Origin of the sequence: Kibdelosporangium aridum (assembly GCF_900176515.1) — a bacterium.
Classification (GTDB): domain Bacteria; phylum Actinomycetota; class Actinomycetes; order Mycobacteriales; family Pseudonocardiaceae; genus Kibdelosporangium; species Kibdelosporangium aridum.
In genome coordinates, this window is the sequence record NZ_FWXV01000002.1 from 950,518 (window position 1) to 967,621 (window position 17,104).

15 protein-coding genes are annotated in these 17,104 nt (G+C 66.5%); 5 read left to right on the plus strand and 10 right to left on the minus strand.

Features of this window, described 5'->3' with window-relative positions:
• Positions 1–157: 157 nt before the first annotated feature.
• The 4 genes from B9C43_RS14010 to B9C43_RS14025 all read left to right on the plus strand — a co-directional run bounded on the left by B9C43_RS14010 (position 158) and on the right by B9C43_RS14025 (position 5,069).
• The gene (locus B9C43_RS14010; RefSeq protein WP_143446321.1) at positions 158–679 is read left to right on the plus strand and encodes a hypothetical protein; all 522 of its coding nucleotides are present in this window, start codon (positions 158–160) and stop codon (positions 677–679) included.
• A gap of 143 nt (positions 680–822) precedes the next feature.
• Complete coding sequence (locus B9C43_RS14015) at positions 823–2,727, plus strand: glycosyltransferase (RefSeq protein ID WP_235038604.1); 1,905 nt, start codon at positions 823–825, stop codon at positions 2,725–2,727.
• Positions 2,724–3,743: a glycosyltransferase family 4 protein gene (locus B9C43_RS14020; protein ID WP_084426674.1), complete on the plus strand. Its 1,020-nt coding sequence runs from the start codon at positions 2,724–2,726 to the stop codon at positions 3,741–3,743. The genes B9C43_RS14015 and B9C43_RS14020 overlap by 4 nt, the downstream gene beginning before the upstream one ends.
• An 81-nt stretch (positions 3,744–3,824) precedes the next feature.
• Positions 3,825–5,069 (plus strand): glycosyl hydrolase, encoded by a 1,245-nt coding sequence (locus B9C43_RS14025; protein ID WP_160096507.1) that lies wholly within the window; start codon positions 3,825–3,827, stop codon positions 5,067–5,069.
• Here the strand turns inward: B9C43_RS14025 and B9C43_RS14030 are convergent.
• Genes B9C43_RS14030 through B9C43_RS14045 form a run of 4 tightly spaced genes read right to left on the minus strand, consistent with a single transcriptional unit; the run spans position 5,059 to position 9,960 of the window.
• Complete coding sequence (locus B9C43_RS14030) at positions 5,059–6,084, minus strand: glycosyltransferase family 4 protein (protein ID WP_143446322.1); 1,026 nt, start codon at positions 6,082–6,084, stop codon at positions 5,059–5,061. The two genes, B9C43_RS14025 and B9C43_RS14030, sit on opposite strands and share 11 nt — an antisense overlap.
• Positions 6,081–6,776, minus strand: coding sequence for a YveK family protein (locus B9C43_RS14035; protein ID WP_033390527.1), 696 nt, complete (start codon positions 6,774–6,776; stop codon positions 6,081–6,083). Before B9C43_RS14035 ends, B9C43_RS14030 begins: the two co-directional genes overlap by 4 nt.
• On the minus strand, positions 6,773–8,809 hold the full coding sequence (locus B9C43_RS14040; RefSeq protein ID WP_084426685.1) for an O-antigen ligase family protein: 2,037 nt from the start codon (positions 8,807–8,809) through the stop codon (positions 6,773–6,775). Before B9C43_RS14040 ends, B9C43_RS14035 begins: the two co-directional genes overlap by 4 nt.
• On the minus strand, positions 8,806–9,960 hold the full coding sequence (locus B9C43_RS14045) for a class I SAM-dependent methyltransferase (protein WP_033390529.1): 1,155 nt from the start codon (positions 9,958–9,960) through the stop codon (positions 8,806–8,808). The genes B9C43_RS14040 and B9C43_RS14045 overlap by 4 nt, the downstream gene beginning before the upstream one ends.
• Positions 9,961–9,980: 20 nt before the next feature.
• On the opposite strand from B9C43_RS14045, the gene B9C43_RS14050 reads away from it, so the two are divergent.
• Positions 9,981–10,511, plus strand: coding sequence for a dTDP-4-dehydrorhamnose 3,5-epimerase family protein (locus B9C43_RS14050; protein WP_084426688.1), 531 nt, complete (start codon positions 9,981–9,983; stop codon positions 10,509–10,511).
• 68 nt (positions 10,512–10,579) lie between these two features.
• On the opposite strand, the gene B9C43_RS14055 is transcribed toward B9C43_RS14050, so the two are convergent.
• The 6 genes from B9C43_RS14055 to B9C43_RS14080 form a co-directional block, all read right to left on the minus strand.
• A complete protein-coding gene (locus tag B9C43_RS14055) occupies positions 10,580–11,566 on the minus strand; it encodes an NAD-dependent epimerase/dehydratase family protein (protein ID WP_084426690.1) in 987 nt (328 codons plus the stop codon).
• Between the two features lies 1 nt (position 11,567).
• Positions 11,568–12,215 (minus strand): PIG-L deacetylase family protein, encoded by a 648-nt coding sequence (locus tag B9C43_RS14060; RefSeq protein WP_084426692.1) that lies wholly within the window; start codon positions 12,213–12,215, stop codon positions 11,568–11,570.
• Positions 12,196–12,987: a sugar phosphate nucleotidyltransferase gene (locus B9C43_RS14065; protein ID WP_084426695.1), complete on the minus strand. Its 792-nt coding sequence runs from the start codon at positions 12,985–12,987 to the stop codon at positions 12,196–12,198. The genes B9C43_RS14060 and B9C43_RS14065 overlap by 20 nt, the downstream gene beginning before the upstream one ends.
• Entirely contained in the window at positions 12,984–14,198 is a 1,215-nt protein-coding gene (locus B9C43_RS14070; RefSeq protein ID WP_143446323.1) for a class I SAM-dependent methyltransferase, read from the minus strand. The genes B9C43_RS14065 and B9C43_RS14070 overlap by 4 nt, the downstream gene beginning before the upstream one ends.
• Complete coding sequence (locus B9C43_RS14075) at positions 14,195–15,613, minus strand: sugar transferase (RefSeq protein ID WP_456077596.1); 1,419 nt, start codon at positions 15,611–15,613, stop codon at positions 14,195–14,197. The genes B9C43_RS14070 and B9C43_RS14075 overlap by 4 nt, the downstream gene beginning before the upstream one ends.
• 912 nt (positions 15,614–16,525) lie before the next feature.
• Positions 16,526–16,834 carry a hypothetical protein gene (locus tag B9C43_RS14080; protein ID WP_143446324.1) on the minus strand — a complete coding sequence of 103 codons (309 nt, stop codon included), beginning with the start codon at positions 16,832–16,834 and terminating at the stop codon, positions 16,526–16,528.
• Positions 16,835–17,104 lie beyond the last annotated feature (270 nt).

The window sequence follows — 17,104 nt, forward strand, 5'->3', positions numbered from 1 at the left end:
AAAACTCTGACGTCGCACGAGCGACACGATCCCCGTACGAGTGCTGCGTGGCGAGTCTTGATTGCTCATTCGCGCCAGATTCAACGTGGTGTGCAAGGAAATTGGCGCTACCAGACCCCCAGAGACGTCATCGCTGGGCTACTGAGACGCTGTTTCGGTGCACATGTTCGTCGACGAGTCGGAGCGCGGTTGCTACCTGCTCGCGGCGGCCGTGGTTCCCGTGCCACAACTGCAGAAAACGCGGAGTCTGCTTCGTGGACTGTGTCTGGCCGGGGAGCGACGACTGCACTTCAAAAGCGAAAACGATTCGCGTAGACGGTTGATCATCGCACGGATGGTCGCTGCGGAGTTCCGCGTCCGTGTCTACTTCGGAAAGGGACCAAGTGAAGCCGTGCGCGGGACGCTTCTGGACCACGTGGTCGCTGATGCGATCGAACTCGGGGTCCAACGCCTTGTGCTGGACTCGCGCGACCAAGCCGGCAACAAACGCGACCGGTCAAGACTGGCGAAGACACCCGCCCGTGTGCACGACTTGCTCTATGAGCACATGCCCTCATCGAGTGAACCAGGGACTTGGATCGCTGACGCCGTCGCTTGGTGTCACGGCGCTGGCGGCGACTGGCGGCGCCGAATCGATCCGCTGGTCGAGTGCGTTTTCGACGCTGGAGTGGTCCAGTGAAGCGCGAAGCCCAGGCAGCGACCGTCCGGACGCGCACCTGGGCCCACTTCTCCAGCCTAGTGGCTGAAGCAACAGTGTCATGGTACCCCGAACCCGCACGGCGTCGCTAACTCGGCGGTTTGAGGCGTGAGTAAGGTGACGGCGTGATCGACGGTCAGGCTGCTCGTCCGCTCTCCGTGCTGGTCGTCAGCTACCGGCGGGCGGATCTTCTGCGGCGATGCCTGGACAGTGTCCACAAGCACCTGTCCGGGTGCCGGGTTTTGGTGTGGGACAACCTGTCCGAGGGCAGTCCGGCGGTTCGGGAGCTGCAAAGCGAGTATCCGGGCGTGGAATGGGTGTTCTCCGACAGCAATGTCGGGTACGCCGCCGCGATCAACGGTCTGGCTGCGCGGACCGAAGACGACATGCTGCTGCTCAACCCGGATGCCGAGTTGACCGGGCCGCTCGCCAAATCGCGGGCGGCGCTGCAGCAGCCGAGGGTCGCTGCTGTTTCGCCGAAGGTGCAGGACGACGCCGGCGGTCCGGATTGGGATGTCGCCAGGCGTAAGCAGACCGTCCTCCGCAGTCTTGTCAGCCATTCGGGTTACGGCAAACGCCTGCGGGGCAAGGCTCTCTCCGACTACTACCCCCAGCAGCCCGGTGCGGTCGACGGCTATCTTTCCGGCTGCTGCCTGCTGATTTCCAGAAGTGCCTGGAACGAGCTTGGTGGGTTCGACCAGAAGTTCTTTCTGTACGGCGAAGAGTCGGAGTGGCAGCGCAGGGCGCACAGCAACGGGTGGCGGCTGATCCTCGCCGATGAAGCCGACGTCCGGCATGCCGCGGGCGGCACGATGGCGGGTGATCCTTTGGCCGAACGCCGGGCCAGGGACCTGCTCAGGGCCGGCCAGGCCGAAATGCTCGGGATGAGCAACTACGGGCCGGGGGCGATCTTCACCGCCGGGCTCAATGTCCTCGACCGCGTGCAGCGGTCGCATCGGCAGGACCGGAGCCGTGAGAAGGCGGCGGCAAAAGCACGGGCCGTCCCCGGGAAGCCGAGCATCTTGTTGACCAGCAACGAATTGTGCCAAGGCGGCGCCGAGCGGCAACGGGTCCTGCTGGCCAATGAGCTCAGCCGGCGGGGTTATCCGGTGACGTTGGCGTGCCTGCAGCACTTCGGGCCGCTGACGCCGGAACTCGACCCGAGCGTGCGGCTTGTCCTCACGCCGTGGTGGCAGCCGCTCGTCGATCTGCCGACCAACGACGCCGTTCTGATCACCGGTGTGACGAACACCGAAGCGGGTTTCGCCGCCGGGTGGAAGGCGCTGAACCGGCACGGGAAATGGCTCGCGGCCACGCACGAGCCCGCAGAGGCCGGCAAGCCCACGTACGGCGACAAGCTGGCCAAGGTGATCAGCCGCAGCGACGGCGTGATCGCGTTGTCGCCAAGGCATTGGGACGCCATCACCCGGCATCAGCACTTGAACCAGAACCACTTCATCGCACCCAACGGTGTACCGAAGCAACAGGATCGTGGCTTCACACCGAAGAAACCCGTGCGGCTGGGCATGTTGTGCCGGATGGTCGAGCACAAGAACCCGCACCTGCTCATCGAGGCGCTCGACGAGCTCAAGGACCTCGACTGGACGCTCGACCTGCACGGCGACGGCCCCGACCGGGTGAAACTCCAGGCCATGGCGCCGGAGAACGACCGGGTCCGCTGGCACGGCGCGTCGCCAGGGCCCGACCACGCTTTCCAGACATTCGACGTGCTCTGCGTGCCGAGCAGGGCCGAGGCGTTCCCGCTGGTCATCGTCGAAGCGATGGCACGAGGTCTGCCGGTTGTGTCATCTGCCGTTGGTTCTGTGCCGGATTTGCTGGACAATGGGAGTGCTGGGGTGCTCGTCGAAACAGTCACAGCAGCGGCATGGGCAACGGCGCTGCGCCCGATCATCGAAGAACCGGCCCGGCTCACGCCGCTCGCCGCGGCGGGCGCCAGACGGGCCGCCGAACTGTACACAGTGGACGCCATGACGGATGCGTACGAGACCGCGATCGCGGCGGTCAGATGAGAGTTCTGTGGCTGTCGCCCTGGATGCGCACGCTGTCCAGGGTGCACGTGGAGGCGCTGCGGGCTGCCGGGCACGAATGCCTGCTGATCACGTCCGATCAGCACTACGAGAAGATGGAACCGCTGGAGTACGAGCGTGTCCTTGACCCTCGGCCCAAGGACCTGCGCACCATCGGCCCGCTGATGCGGACCGTCCGGGAAGCCAAGGCGTGGCAGCCGAGCGTGGTCGTGGTCGAGCTCGTCTGGGACCCGCGCTGGCTCATGCTGGCCAGGCTGGCGCCGATGGTGCACCTGGTGCACGACGACGCCCCGCACGACGAGACCGAGCAAAGGCCTGCTTGGCAGCGCCACCTGTTCAGCAGGTTCAGCAACCGCGCCACACGAGTCGTCGCGTTCAGCGAGTACGTCGCCAAGCAGCTGCCGTATCCGGCCAGCGTGGTGCCCTTGACCAGCGATGTCCGCGAGAAGGACCTTCCGCCGGTGGCGACCGAGCGGCATGACTTCGTGCTGTACGGCCGGATGTCGCCCTACAAGAACGTGCCGATCGCGCTCAAGGCCTGGGAGAAGTACCTGCTTTCCGGGCAGCACAAGGGCGATCGGCTGATCCTGCTCGGCGACGGCCCACTGGACGTGTCCGAACAGGACCTTCCGTCACGGTGCGAGTGGCGCAGGGAGCGCTACTCCTATTCGGACGTTCTGCCGATCCTCGGGCGTGCCAAGGGCTCGGTGGTGCACTACCGCCAGGCGTCGCAGAGCGGCGTGCAGCTGTTGTCCATGCAGCTCGGCGTCACGCCGATCGTTTCGGACTCCGGTGGACTCCAGGAGTTCCAGCCGCCGGGCGAGCCGGGCATCGGAGTGAACGACGCCGACGGTCTGGCGACGGCCTTCGCCGAACTGTCCGATCCGGACGTTGCGATGCGGCGCGGTGCGGCGAGCCGCAAGCACTTCGAGCAGACCTACAGCGCGGGGCTCGTGGTCGAGAGACTCGCCGATGTCCTCGCCCAGGCGGCCAGATAGCCGCTGTTTATCACCCGTAAGGGGGATTTGAACGGCGAAGGGTTACGACATTTGGCCTAATGTCGTGTTTTTATGGTGCGCATGGCTGAGGAGATCGGACGGCGCCGGTTCATCGGGGCAGCGGCCGGTGCGATCGCGCTCGGGGCAGCCGGTGGCATCGCGTTGGCCAACCAGCAGTGGTTCGGACCTGAGGAAACGGCCGAACAGGAGACGAAGCCGATCACCGCGGACCCGGCGGCGACGCCGGACGCGCAGGCGTTGCTGAAGTGGTTCCGCGACCTGCCCACGCGCGACTCGCAACGAGTCGTGAGTGGACAGCAGATCGACGACATCTCCGCGGCGAGCTTCGACCACTTCATCGAGGCGTTGGTGAAACGCACCGGGAAATACCCCGCGATGGTCGGCGTGATGGTCCGGGACGCGTGGACGCGAGCGGACTCGAAGATCCTGATCGACCACTGGAAGCGCGGCGGGTTGATCACAATGGACATCCATCCGACCAACCCGTGGAACCCTTCCAGTGGCGCGAACTCCGCTTGGGTGAAGGATCCGAAAGCGACAAAGCCAGATCTGCGGATGCTGCTGGCCACTTCGGACTCCAGCCCGCAGCGCAACGTGTGGCGCGGCCAGCTGGAGAAGATGGGCGACCTGGTCGAGGAACTCGGGCAGGCAGGCGCCGTGGTGATGCTGCGACCGTTGCACGAAGGCAACGGGTCGTGGTTCTGGTGGGGTCAGGACATGTCCACCCGCCGGACGTTCGCGCGTGACCTGTACCGGGATGTCTACTACTACATCACGCAGACCCGGCGGCTGCACAACGTTCTCTGGGTGTACTCGCCCGGCGCGTCCTGGGACGGGCCCGCGCTGTCGTACTACCCGGGCCCGGAATACGTGGACATGGTCTGCCCGACCCGGTACGACGACGACATGTACATGTTGGGCGAGCGCAAAGGCGAATCGCCGAACAACGACTACAAGGACATCATCTCGACCGGGAAACCCGTCGGCTTCGGTGAATGCGGCCCGTCGACCAAACTGGACGGTTCGTGGGACGCCCGCACGATCATCAAGCGGATCAAGGAAACCTACCCGGCCATGACGTACTTCCACTGCTGGCACGGCTGGGAGAACAAAGTCATGGAGCTGGCCAGGGACAAGTACGTCGAAGAGCTGATGAACGACCCGTGGGTGATCACCCGGGACAAAGTGGACTGGCGGCCGAAGACCGTCCCGGCCACGTCCACGACTCGGCCCACGGGGCCGACGACGTCACCAGGGCCGAGCACACCGCGCAACGCGGTGATCCGCCCGCAGGTCACGAGGTGACGAGCCGCTCCCAGTGCCGCCCGAGGATCTGCATGTAACGGGAGATCTCGTACGGCTCCACTGTGGAGCGTGCTGCCTTGGCCAGGCGCGCCCGCAAGCCGGGATCGTCAAGCAGGGACTGCAAAGCACGGGTCAGCCCGCCGACGTCGCCGGCCTTCACCAGCAGGCCGTTCTCCCGGTCCTTGACGACCTCGCCGATCGAGCCGACCGGGGTGACCACGGGAACAAGGCCGTGGCCCATGGCTTCCAGCATCGCCATCGGCAGGCCTTCGTCGCGACTCGGCAGAACGAACACGTGCGCCGAACTCAGCAGCACGTCCCGCTCCTCCGGCGAGATCCACGTCCGGATCCGGGCGTTCACGCCCAGCCGCGCGGCCAAGGCCTTGGTCTCCGCGACTTCACCGTCACCAGCCATCACCAACTCGACCGGCGCGGACAACCCAGCCACAGCAGACAGCACGTCCGCCGAGCCCTTGCGCTCGCCGAACCGGCCGAGGAACACGATCTTGAAGCCAGGTGCCGCCGACACCGTGCGCGGCAGCTCGATCGGATTGCCCAGGTTCACAACGCGTTTGACGCCGAGCAGGTCCATGTACGTGGTCCGCCACGACGACCCGAGCACCGCCACCAGATCGGCCTGCCGGAACGTCAACGCGATCAAGCGCTTGGCCAAGCCGGGCAGCCCCCGGTACCAGTCGACGAACTCGGCGCCATGACAGTGCAACACCACGGGCTTGCGGAAAGCCTTGGCAATCCAGACAAGCACGCCCTTGCGGATCACGCTGCCCCGCTCGGACACGTGCGCGTGCAGCACATCGGCGTACCGCAGCGACTTCACGACCTGCAGGGTGCCGGTCAGCCACAGTCGCAGCCGAGTCGCGGCCGGGCCTTCCTTGTGGGTGGTGATCATCCGGATCTGGGCGACCCCGGAGCCATGGCGCAGCAGCAGGTTCGTGACAGTCGCCATCCCACCGCGTTCGGTCGGCGCGGAACCGACCATCAGCACGCGGATCATGGCACCCACGTGTTCTTGTCTGGCTGCGTCACCGGCTGCATCCGGCTGGTCTCCTCGCCGACAGGCCTCTTCTTCTCGCGCCGCAGCTGCACCGGGAAACGCTTGGGGTACAGCCACCGCAACACCAGGATCGCGATCACCGCGAGCACGAGGCCGCCGAAGAACCCGCCGATGAGCAGCAGCCACAGCCCCGGTGCTGAACGGGCCGGCGGCGTCGTCGGGTCGGTGATCACGTTGACGACCACTCGCGACGCACCACCGGGGATGGTCTCGAGCTTGGTGATCGCGTTGATGAACGACTGGGTCACGGCGACCGCGTTACGCCGTGCAGTCTCCGGATTCGGTCCGGTGACCTGCAGCTTCAACACAGTCGTGTCGCCGGCGACGGTCGCGGTGATCTGCGTGGCGAGCGTGGCCGGGTCCACCCCAAGCGCTTGCGCGGCCGGTGCGGTGACCTGCGCACTCGACGCGATCTGGGCGTACGTGGTCATCCGCTGGTTGACGTACTGATTGCTGGTGTACGCGGTGTCCGGCTGGTTCGGGTCGCTCTGCCCGGTCATCAGCACCTCGGAGGCCGAGGTGTACACGGCGTTGCTGAGCCGGTTGCTGTAGTACGCACCACCGAGCAGGCCGACCACGACACCAGCCGCGAGCAGCCACTGCCACCACGCTACGTTCTTGAGCAACCTCACCGTGTCATTATCCTTCTCGCTGATGACGGCGTTTGTCCGACCTGATCGAATCGCGGCCGCCAGCCGACTGCGAGTGCCAGCATTGCCAGGGTAAGCGCAATCGCCATCAGCGACGGCCGGTCGATCAAGGTCGTCTGGAAGATCGACTGCATGGCCATACAGGCCAGCCCAAGCCCCAACGCGACGACCAGCACGGTTCCCGGAGCTCGCAGGCGCCAACTGTGCACGACTGCCGAGGCCACGCGGACCATCAGCAGCCCGACGGCGAACAATCCGAACACCCCGAACCAGAGCCACATTCTCAGGTACTGGTTGTGAATCCACGGCCGCGCCTCGACCACAGTCCGGTCGTGTACCTCGTCGTACCAAATGATCTCGCCGCCGTACGGAACACCGACGCCACTGCCCGCGACCGGATGCGCCAGCAAGGTGTTCAGCGCGGCCGTGTTCTCGCGAACGCGGTCGGCCAGGCTGTCCTCGACCAGGGCCTCACCGCTGAACACGCTGGTCACACGCCCGGCGAGGGCCTCACCCGTCGTACCGAGCGCGCCGCCGCTCGCCAGCGCGAGGCCCAACGCTCCCAAGGCCGCGGCGGCGAGCAAACGCTTGACCAGGCCACGAGAGCCGAACCTGGCAACGGCCACCAGCACGACGCACCCGAGCAGCGGTGCCCACGTCGACCGGTTGAAGCTCAGCGCTTCGTGCGCGAGGCCGGGCAGCGCGATCAGTAGCAGCCGCCAGCGTGGCCTGGTCGGGAAGGCCCCAGAGACCAGCAAGATCAGCAGCGGCCCCCACAGCGGCAGGATCGGCGCGGACAGCCGGGACACCTCGGACGTGTCATCGCCGGTGATCACGGACGTGCGCTCGTCGACCAAGAGCCGCTGCCAGTCCATCACCGCCGCGAGCAACTCGACGGCGCTGGCCACGGCCGCGCCGATGGCGACGACCGCCACGAGTTGAGGGAGCTTTCCGGCGAACGCGCGGTAGACGATCACGAACCCGAGCGGCACCAGTAGCAGCGCCCGCATGGCGTCGGCGACCTCGGAGAACTCGCCGCCGCTGGTGATCCCGTGCGCGCAGCCGATCGCGACAGCCGCCGTGACCAGGATCAACGGCCACATGAAGATCGACTTACCGGGCTTGCGCCAGACCACGACCAGGCCGATCAGTACGGCGACTTCGAGCACGGTCGGCGTGACCGGGCCGACCTTCACCAGCTCCAGCTTGGGCGGGAGTACCGAAGCGCCGAGGATCAGCAGCGCGCCCGCGATCCACCGTGGGTCACGGAATGCCGCGTACCCGGCGACCAGCAGGGCCAGGAACGGCGGGCCCACCGAGCCCGTCGCCGCGTAGCCGGCGATGGCGAAGAAACCAAGGCCGATGACCAGCAGCCCACGCCGAGTGCGTACGGCAGACCACAGCGCCCGGATCTCGTGGTCGACGCTGGCCGCAAACGCTTCTGCGCCTTCGATTCGTGACCCGCCATCGGCGATCCGGGCGACCCACCGGCCAGGTCGTCGAAGCGAACAGCCAAGCCAGCCGACCAAGGCGCCAAGCACCGCGCCCAACATGGCCGCCCAAATCGCCCAGGCCCGCGTCATGTTCTCGGGTTCGCCGCCCGGTTCGGACACAACGCCAGACACACGGTTGAACTCCATCCGTGTGACCACGGAAATGACCGTGTTCGCGGCGGCCGTCGTCCGCTCAGCGAGGCCGTCCCGGTTCGGGCTGTGGAGCTCGATCCGCAGCGACTGCACCCCGGAGATCTCGTGCGCGGTGATGAACTCGCCCGCGCCCAGGTGCGCTTCACCTGCCACCGCACCGCTCGCGGCGACCTTCGCCCAGCTGGGCATCCGCTGGGAGACGTGCCTGGCGACGGATGCCGTCGCGGGCTTGGGCTGGATCTGGACGGCCGTGAAGACGATGTTCGCGCCGCTGCGGTACACCGACCCGCCGAGCGTTGGCACGGCGAACCCGACCAGCGCACCGAAGACCATGCTGGCCAGGACGATCAGGACGGCCAGGCGGTTCATGACCGGTTGTCACCGGCCAGCCGCGCGGGCGGGATGATCCGGCGGGTCTGCGGATCCTCGGTGGGCACCGGCTCGGCGACCACCCAGCGCCCGGCCAGCGCGGGCAGCGCGGCGCGGACTTCCTCCAGCAGATCCGGTACGAACAACAGGACCGCGTCCGGCTTCGCTCGGACCAGTTCGGCCGGGCTGATCACCGGGATCGCGGTGCCCGGCATCCGCCTGCCCCACTTGGCTTGGGACGCGTCCGCCACACCGGACAGCATGGTGTTGTCGATCCCCGCCGCGGCAAGCAAAGCGACTGCACGCGACGCGGCGCCGTAACCGAAAACCCGGCGGCCGGTGCCGCGCTGGCGCTGCAACCAGCCGCGCAGGGCGTTGATGCTGTTCTCCGCGGTCTCCTGCAACGACCGAACGATCCGTGGGTCGTCGACGCCGCTTCCGGTCTCCTCGGCCATCAGCGCGCGGACCTCGGGATCACTTTGCCCGCCACGGCCCGCGGCCAGCAGAACGGTGCCGCCGTAGAGATCGAATCGCCATGCCGTCCACGGGGTCAGGCCAGCGATGGACAGCATCCTGGTCAGCGCGGCCGTGGAGTAGTACGCGTAGTGCCCGTGCCGCAGCGCATTCCACTGTCCATTTCGGATGATCGTGGCCAGCGAGTGGTACTGCAGCAGCAGGATTCCCCCGTCGGTCAGCCTCCTGGCCCGCTCGGCGACGGCCTCGTGCTGGTCGGCGCTGTGCATCATGCCGAAGCTGTCCAGCACGACGTCCGCGGGATCGCTCGGCTGCTCGACCGCCCGCAACCCGTGCTCGGCAAGCATCGGCAGCCACGAACCGCCGTGCGGGCTGCCGTATTCGAAGACCTGCGCGTTCGCCTTGACCAGGCCCGAGCGCATCACGCGTTCGATCGCGTCCTTGGCCTGCGCGACAAGCGCGGCAGGCTCGACCCCGCGCGGTTCCTCGGGCACAGTCGGGTCTTCAGCCAGCTGCGCCAGGCCGCATTCCGCGCACAGCCACATCCGCAACGGGTACACCGGGTCGGGGCCGTTGTCCGCGAGCGGCGGGAAGAAGTCACTCGCCGGCTGGCGGCCGAGGTCGAGTACGACCTCACCGCGGCGGGCCCGGCAGGACCGGCAGATCGGCGTCAACATGGGGACGCCATGATGGACCGATGCATGTGCGGACCACCTCGATCGACGGCGTCCTGTTGTTCGTGCCCACCCCGCACCACGATTCGCGTGGCCTGTTCACCAGGACGTTCGACGCGACCATCGCGGCGGAGCACGGCATCGACCCGAACTCGTTCATCCAGGACTCGCAGTCGCGCTCCAGGCAGGGCGTGCTGCGCGGCCTGCACGGCCGATCCGGCCGGGGCGAGGCGAAACTCGTGCGGTGCGCACACGGGGCGGTGTCCGATGTGGTCGTCGACGCCCGGCCGGACTCGCCGACCTTCGGCCACCACGAGATGTTCCGGCTGGACGACGAGACCTTCACGCACTTGTACATCCCGCCGGGGATGCTGCACGGATTCCAGGCACTGACGCCGATCGCGGACGTCTGCTACCGGATCGACCGGCCGCACGACCCGCGCGAGGACATCGCCGTGCGCTATGACGACCCGACGCTGGCCATCGACTGGCCATTGCCGGTCACCGAGATCAGCGGCCGGGACCTCGCCGCAGGCCCCTGGCAGCCCAGCTAGCCTCATGCGTGTGTTGGCCGGCGCTACCCGGCCAACACACGCACGAGACCCACGCTGGGACTTTCCCATCAGAGGCCGCCGTTCTTCTTCAACCAAGCCAGCCTGGTGAACTTCTGCTCGAAGTCCTCGCGCGTCAGGCCGTGCTCGGTGTAGGCATCGAACAGCTCGACCGCACCTGCCTTGACCGTCCACTGTGCCGTGAACGGCATCGCGGCACGGATCCGGGAGAAGTCCACCCGGTAGGAGCGCGGGTCGGCACCGGCCTCGCCGGTGATCACGAGCTTGGACCCGGCGACCGCTTCGACCACGTGCTGGGCGATTTGGGCGACCGTGAGGTTGTTGTCCTCGGTGCCCACGTTGAAAGCCTTGGCGTGCACGGCTTCCTTCGGCGCGTCCAACGCCGCGGCGAACGCGTCCGCGATGTCCTGTGCGTGCACCAACGGCCGCCATGGCGTGCCGTCCGAGAGGACTTTGACCTCGCCGCTGAGCACCGCGTGCCCGACCAGGTTGTTCAGCACGATGTCCGCACGCAACCGCGGTGAGAAGCCGAAAGCCGTGGCGTTGCGCAGGAAAACCGGGGTGAAGTCCGAATCAGCCAGCTCGAGAAGATCGTCCTCGACGCGTACCTTGCTCTCCGCGTACGGAGTGACCGGCCGCAGAGGAGCGTCTTCGTCGACCAGGCCGTCGCCTGCCGCGCCGTAGACGGAACACGTTGACGCGTAGAGGAACCGCTTGACTCCGGCGTCCTTGGCCAGCCTGGCGAGCGTGACCGAGGCGTGGTGGTTGATGTCGTACGTGAGCTGCGGCGCCAGCGACCCCAGTGGATCATTCGACAGCGCCGCAAGGTGGATCACCGCGTCCACACCGGACACGTGATCGGCCGTGACCGCACGCAGGTCGACTTGGTGGCCCGCTGGGTCCTGCGGCTGCGGCCCCAGCACGCAGGCGGCGAAGAGCCCGGAGTCGAGGCCGACGACCTCGTGACCGGCGGCCGCCAGCCGTGGCGCCATCACCGTGCCCAGGTAGCCCTGGTGTCCGGTCAGCAACACACGCACGTCACGCCTCCAAGCCAACGATCAGTTTGTCGAGGTAGAACGCCTCGGCATAGCGCGCCCGGCACTGCACGCCGCGAACCCTCGCCAGCCCCAGGAAAGTGTCGCGGTCGAACCAGTACCGCCCGGACTGGGTGGGGTAGTACCGGAGCAACTTCTCCACCTTGGCCTCAGCGACCTCATCCGGCAAGGGCTGGTACACGGTCGGGGCACCGAGATCCCCCTCCCACTTAAGGATCTCGTAGCCGAGGGTCACGTGGTCCCGGAACGCGGTCGGCACGAGTTCCGCCAGCGTGCGGTGGTCCTGATGGGCGTCACGGGCGTGGGGCCCGATCACCAGATCGGGCTCGGTACGGGCCCGCAGATCCTCGACGGCCTGTTTGGCCCGCTCCCAGTTGGCCGGGAACCGGCCGTCCGGCAGGTCCAGAACGGTGAGCTTGAGCTCCGCGCCGGGGCAAAACGACTGAAGCGCCGCGTGCTCCTCGGCCTCCCTCGCCGTCGCGCCTCCACTCAGCACGAGAGCATCGATCTGCAGCCCTGGTCGCGATTGGCACAGTGTCAGCAGGGTTCCGCCCGCGCCGATGGCGATGTCGTCGCAGTGCGCGCCGAGCAGCACGACACGGTCGAGGGCATCAGGCCGAAACGCCCGCATCGTTCTCCCACAGCATCCATGGCCGGTCGCCCTGTGCGTACGCGGCGTCGAGAGCGGCCCGCTCCTTCACCGTGTCGGCGGGCTGCCAGAAACCACGGTAAGGGTAGGCCAGCAGCCGCCCTTCCTTGGCCAGCTCCCCACAAGCGTCCTGGACCAGGTCGCCGCCCTGCGGCAGGTGATCGAACACGTCCTGGCGCAACACGAAGTAGCCGCCGTTCTCCCACAGCGGCAGGTTGCTGACCGGTGTGATCCCGCTGACCCTGCCGTCCTCACCCATGTCCACACAGTGGAAAGAGGACTGCGGCGGCACGACCATCATCGACGCGCCCGCGTCACTGTCACTGAACCGGTTGACCATCTCGTCCAGCGGCGCGTCCGTGAGCACGTCGGCGTAGTTGGCCAGGAACATCTCCTCGCCATCGACCAGGTGCCGGACGCGTCGGAGGCGCTCGCCGATCGGCGAGTCCTGGCCGGTGTTGACGAAGGAGATCGTCCAGTCGCGGATGTCCGTGGACAGCAGCTCGACCTTGCCGTCCTTGAGCACGAAGTCGTTGGACCCGGTCTCCTGGTAGGTCAGGAAGAAGTCCTTGATGTGGTGCGCGCCGTAACCGAGGCACAGCACGAACTCGGTGTGGCCGAAGTGGGCGTAGTAGCGCATCACGTGCCACAGCAAGGGCCGCGGCCCGACCATCTGCATCGGCTTGGGCACGTCGTCGGCCATGCCGTTGCGCATGCGCATTCCGTAGCCGCCGCAGAACAGCACGACCTTCACGGCTTGACCTCTTCCAGTGTCGGGATCGGGAACACCAGCCTGCCGCCCCACTCGCCCACATAGGACAGCTGCTCGGTCAGTTCCGTGCGCAGATTCCACGGCAGGACAAGGACGTAGTCCGGTTTGTCCTCGGCGATCTTCTCCGGGGCGTGGATCGGGATCCGCGTGCCGGGGGTGAACCGGCCGTGCTTGTACGGATTGCGATCCACTGTGTACTTGAGGATGTCCGGCCGGATTCCGCAGTGGTTCAACAGAGTGTTGCCCTTGCCGGGCGCGCCGTAACCGACGACCGTCTTGCCGGTGGCCGCCGCGCCGAGCAGGAATCTGAGCAGGTTCTGCCGAACGCTGTCGACATTGCGCGCGAAGTCCTGGTAGCCGGACAGATCGTGCAGTCCGGCCTTCCGTTCCTCCTCGAGCACGAACCCGACCGCCTTACCCGGCTCGGCCTTGACCGGGCGCGCCCAGATCCGGATCGAGCCGCCGTGGGTCGGCAGGAGTTCGACATCGACGACGTGCAGACCATGCGAAGCAAGCGCTCGCTGGGCTGACGCGACGGTGTAGTACTGGAAGTGCTCGTGGTAGATCGTGTCGTACTGGTTGTAGCGGACCAGGCTGAGCAGGTGCTGGACCTCGATGGACACCCAGCCGTCGTCCTTGACCAGTTCCCGCAGGCCCGCGGTGAAGCCCTGGATGTCCGGGATGTGCGCGTAGACGTTGTTCGCGACAACCAGATCCGCCGGACCGTGTTCGGCACGGACACTCGCGCCGGTCTCCTTGTCCAGGAACGCCGTTTTGGTCGGTACGCCCTTTTCCCGTGCCGCCGCGCCGACGTTGACCGAAGGCTCGACACCAAGGCACCGGATTCCCTTGGCCACGACGTGTTGCAGCAGGTAGCCGTCGTTGCTCGCGACCTCGACGACGAACTCCGGGTTGATCTTCTCGACGGCCTTGTCGACGAACTTGCGGGCGTGCTCGACCCAGGACGTGGAAAACGACGAGAAGTACGCGTACTCGGTGAACGTGTCCTCCGGCGTGATCAGCGGAGGAATCTGGGCCAGCCAGCAGCTCGTGCAGACCCGCAGGTGCAGCGGATACGTCGGTTCCGGCTCGTCCAGCTGCGCGGCGGCGAGAAACCGCTCGCACGGCGGGGTTGCTCCCAGGTCGACCACGCTCTGAAGCTCAGCCGAGCCGCAGAGTCGGCAGATCATCAATACGCTCCTTGGCCTTTCAGCACGGCGCGAACCGTCTTCCACAGGATCAGCGCGTCCAGCGCGAGCGACCAGTCTTCGACGTATCGCAGGTCGAGCCGGACGGCTTCCTCCCACGGCAGGTCGCTACGCCCGCTGACCTGCCACAACCCGGTGAGCCCCGGCTTGACCAGCAGCCTACGTCGGGCGTCGGAGCTGTAGCGCTCGGTCTCCTCCGGCAGCGGCGGACGCGGACCGACCAAGGACATCTGCCCGGCGATGACGTTGAACAGCTGGGGCAGTTCATCCATCGAGAACCGCCGCAGAACCGCGCCGATCTTGGTGACGCGCGGGTCCTTGCGCATCTTGAAAAGCGGGCCCTCGGCCTCGTTCACGGCCAGCAGCTGGTAGCGCTGAGCGTGCGCGTCCGGAACCATCGTCCGGAACTTGATCATGGTGAAAGCTTTGCCGTCCTTGCCGATCCGGCGCTGCTTGTAGAACACCGACCCGCCGTCGCCGAGCTTCACGGTCAACGCGACCGCCGCGAGGAACGGGCTCAACAGTGCGACGAGGAGCGCGCCGCCGATCCGGTCGACGATCTCCTTGACCACCCGGCGCGCGCCGGTGAAAACCGGAGCGGACAACTTGAGCAGGGGCATGCCCAGCACGCCGGTGACGTGCAGCCGCGGTCCCGCGACCTCCATCAGCACGGGCGCGACGACCAGGTCGGCGGAGGTGTTCTCCAGCTTCCACGCCAAGTGCTGCAGGCGCGTCGGGGTCCAGTACGCGTCCGCCGTCACCGCGACAATCCGGTAGCCGCCCCGCTGCACCTGCTCGGCGACGTCTTCGATCCGCCCGACCACAGGCACTCCGTCGACCCGTCCATCGGGACCGGTGCCGAGCCCGTCTGCCGTGCAGACCGCTTCGACGCGCCAGCCTTGGTGTGGCGCTTTGCGGGTCCGTTCGATCAGGTCCTTGACCGTGCCGACGCCACCGGCCGCAAGCACTGGCAGCAGGCAACGGCCGGCCTGGCGGCGCTTGTGCAGCACGCGGCGCAGGAGATAGCGGACCGGGAAGTCGATCACCGCCATCGCCGGTACGGCAAGGAAAACCCAGGGGCGCAGGCCTTCAAGGCTCAGCGCGTAGCCACCGATCGCCAAGATCACCAACGCGGTGAACAAGCCACGGTAGAGGCGGCGGAACTCCTCGGCCCCATCCCCGAGCGCCGCCGCGCTCCAAGCACGGGATCCGCTCAGCCCAACGAAAACCGCTGCGAGGGTGAAGACCGCGAAGATGCTCGCGTGCAACGCGGTCACCGCGCCGACGACGGCGTTGACGGTGATGACCACGCCGAGAATGACCGCAAGATCCGCACCGATGACCGCAAGTTGATAACGACGTTCCCATGCGGCGACCATGGGCCGGGCCGATTCGGGCATATGCCGCTGGGAGGCAGGAGGAAAACGACGCACTGACCCGGCCCGTTCTCTCATGCAGTCTCTCCTGGTGTGCAGCCATGGCAGGTTGGAGCGGCGAAAAAGATGATCAGACCCGCACTCACGAAGGGAGTCGTTCCATCTTCGGACACCGTTACCGCTTGTGGAACATTACGAATGGCGCTTCTGAGCCATTCACGTGGGTCACCGTGAAAAAGCGACTCACCGTGACCGCCGACAGCAACTATCACCCGGTCGGCCCAACATCATCGAACCTGGTGGTCACGCAGCATGTCGCTCCTGCGCCATCCTGGTGAACGACCTTAGACCATTCGCCGATACGGCCCGCGTCACAAGAATCCCCCGCGCGGGGTATTTCACCCAATCGAACTGCCCAGCCACCCAGCCGAGTGACATTCCAGGACGCCCCGGCAATCCCTTTAGCAAACTGGCAAATGTGAACACAACCACAATGCGCAAACGGAATAAGATTACCCAGCAAAAAAGGCATCGACGCAGGTCAGTGATGTTTTCCCAAACCTAGCACCAACCTGACAAACTCTGTGCCGCCTTCCGCGCGCCGGCCGTCGATCGTCCCGCTGACGGCACTCCAGGGGCCGCCGTCCCGGTGTCCAAGATCCTTCGGCTGGCTGCGACACCCCCACTGCTGGTGATGCCGGCCTTGCTGAGCGGGCTCCGAAGTGCGTGCAGCGCCGCGACCTCGCCAAGCTGATCCCCGGTGTCTCCGTGGCACTTGGGTTTCGGGCAACTGAAGAGATGGCGGGGAGAAGCGACCGACTTCGACGAACCCCAACCCCGCCCCCAGGACATCCCCCACCACTCCCCGGGGGGCGTCCCCTGGCCAGTCTATCAGCGGGTGTTGATCAACAGGGTTTGTGTCGTGCGCGCTGTGGACTACTTGGCGCTTGTGGACAACTCGGCTTTGTGGATCTTGCTGGGCGGTGGGGTGTCGGTGGTGATGGCTAGGCTGGCGTTGGGGCCGGAGGCCGCGCTGCCATCGGTTTCAGCTAGAGCACAAGCGTCCGCATCGGCATCGGCTTCAGCCGCGGCACCGTCGACATCAGCTGCGACACGAGCATCGGCATCGGCATCGGCATCGGCATCGGCATCGGCATCGGCATCGGCATCGGCATCGGCATCGGCATCGGCATCGGCATCGGCATCGGCATCGGCGAGGATCCCTTGACCGCCCAAGCTCTCCAACCGCTGGCCGGACCTGTTGCACCGCCAGGCAACCTGCTGCCCGGCGTGCCTGGCGTGCCGGTGGCTGGGACTCGGGTGGCTGATCGCTTAGGGAATGTGGGCCACTCCTAGGACTTGTTCGTCATGGCCGTAATTCAGTCAAAAATGGACAATTTTTGTGTGAGTGGATCAAACAATAAAAACCCTGCACGTTTCACTCGGCGAGGATTCATCGGAGGTGTTACCGCTGGTGCGGCCGCTGCCTCATTGCATGGCACGGCTTTTGCGCAA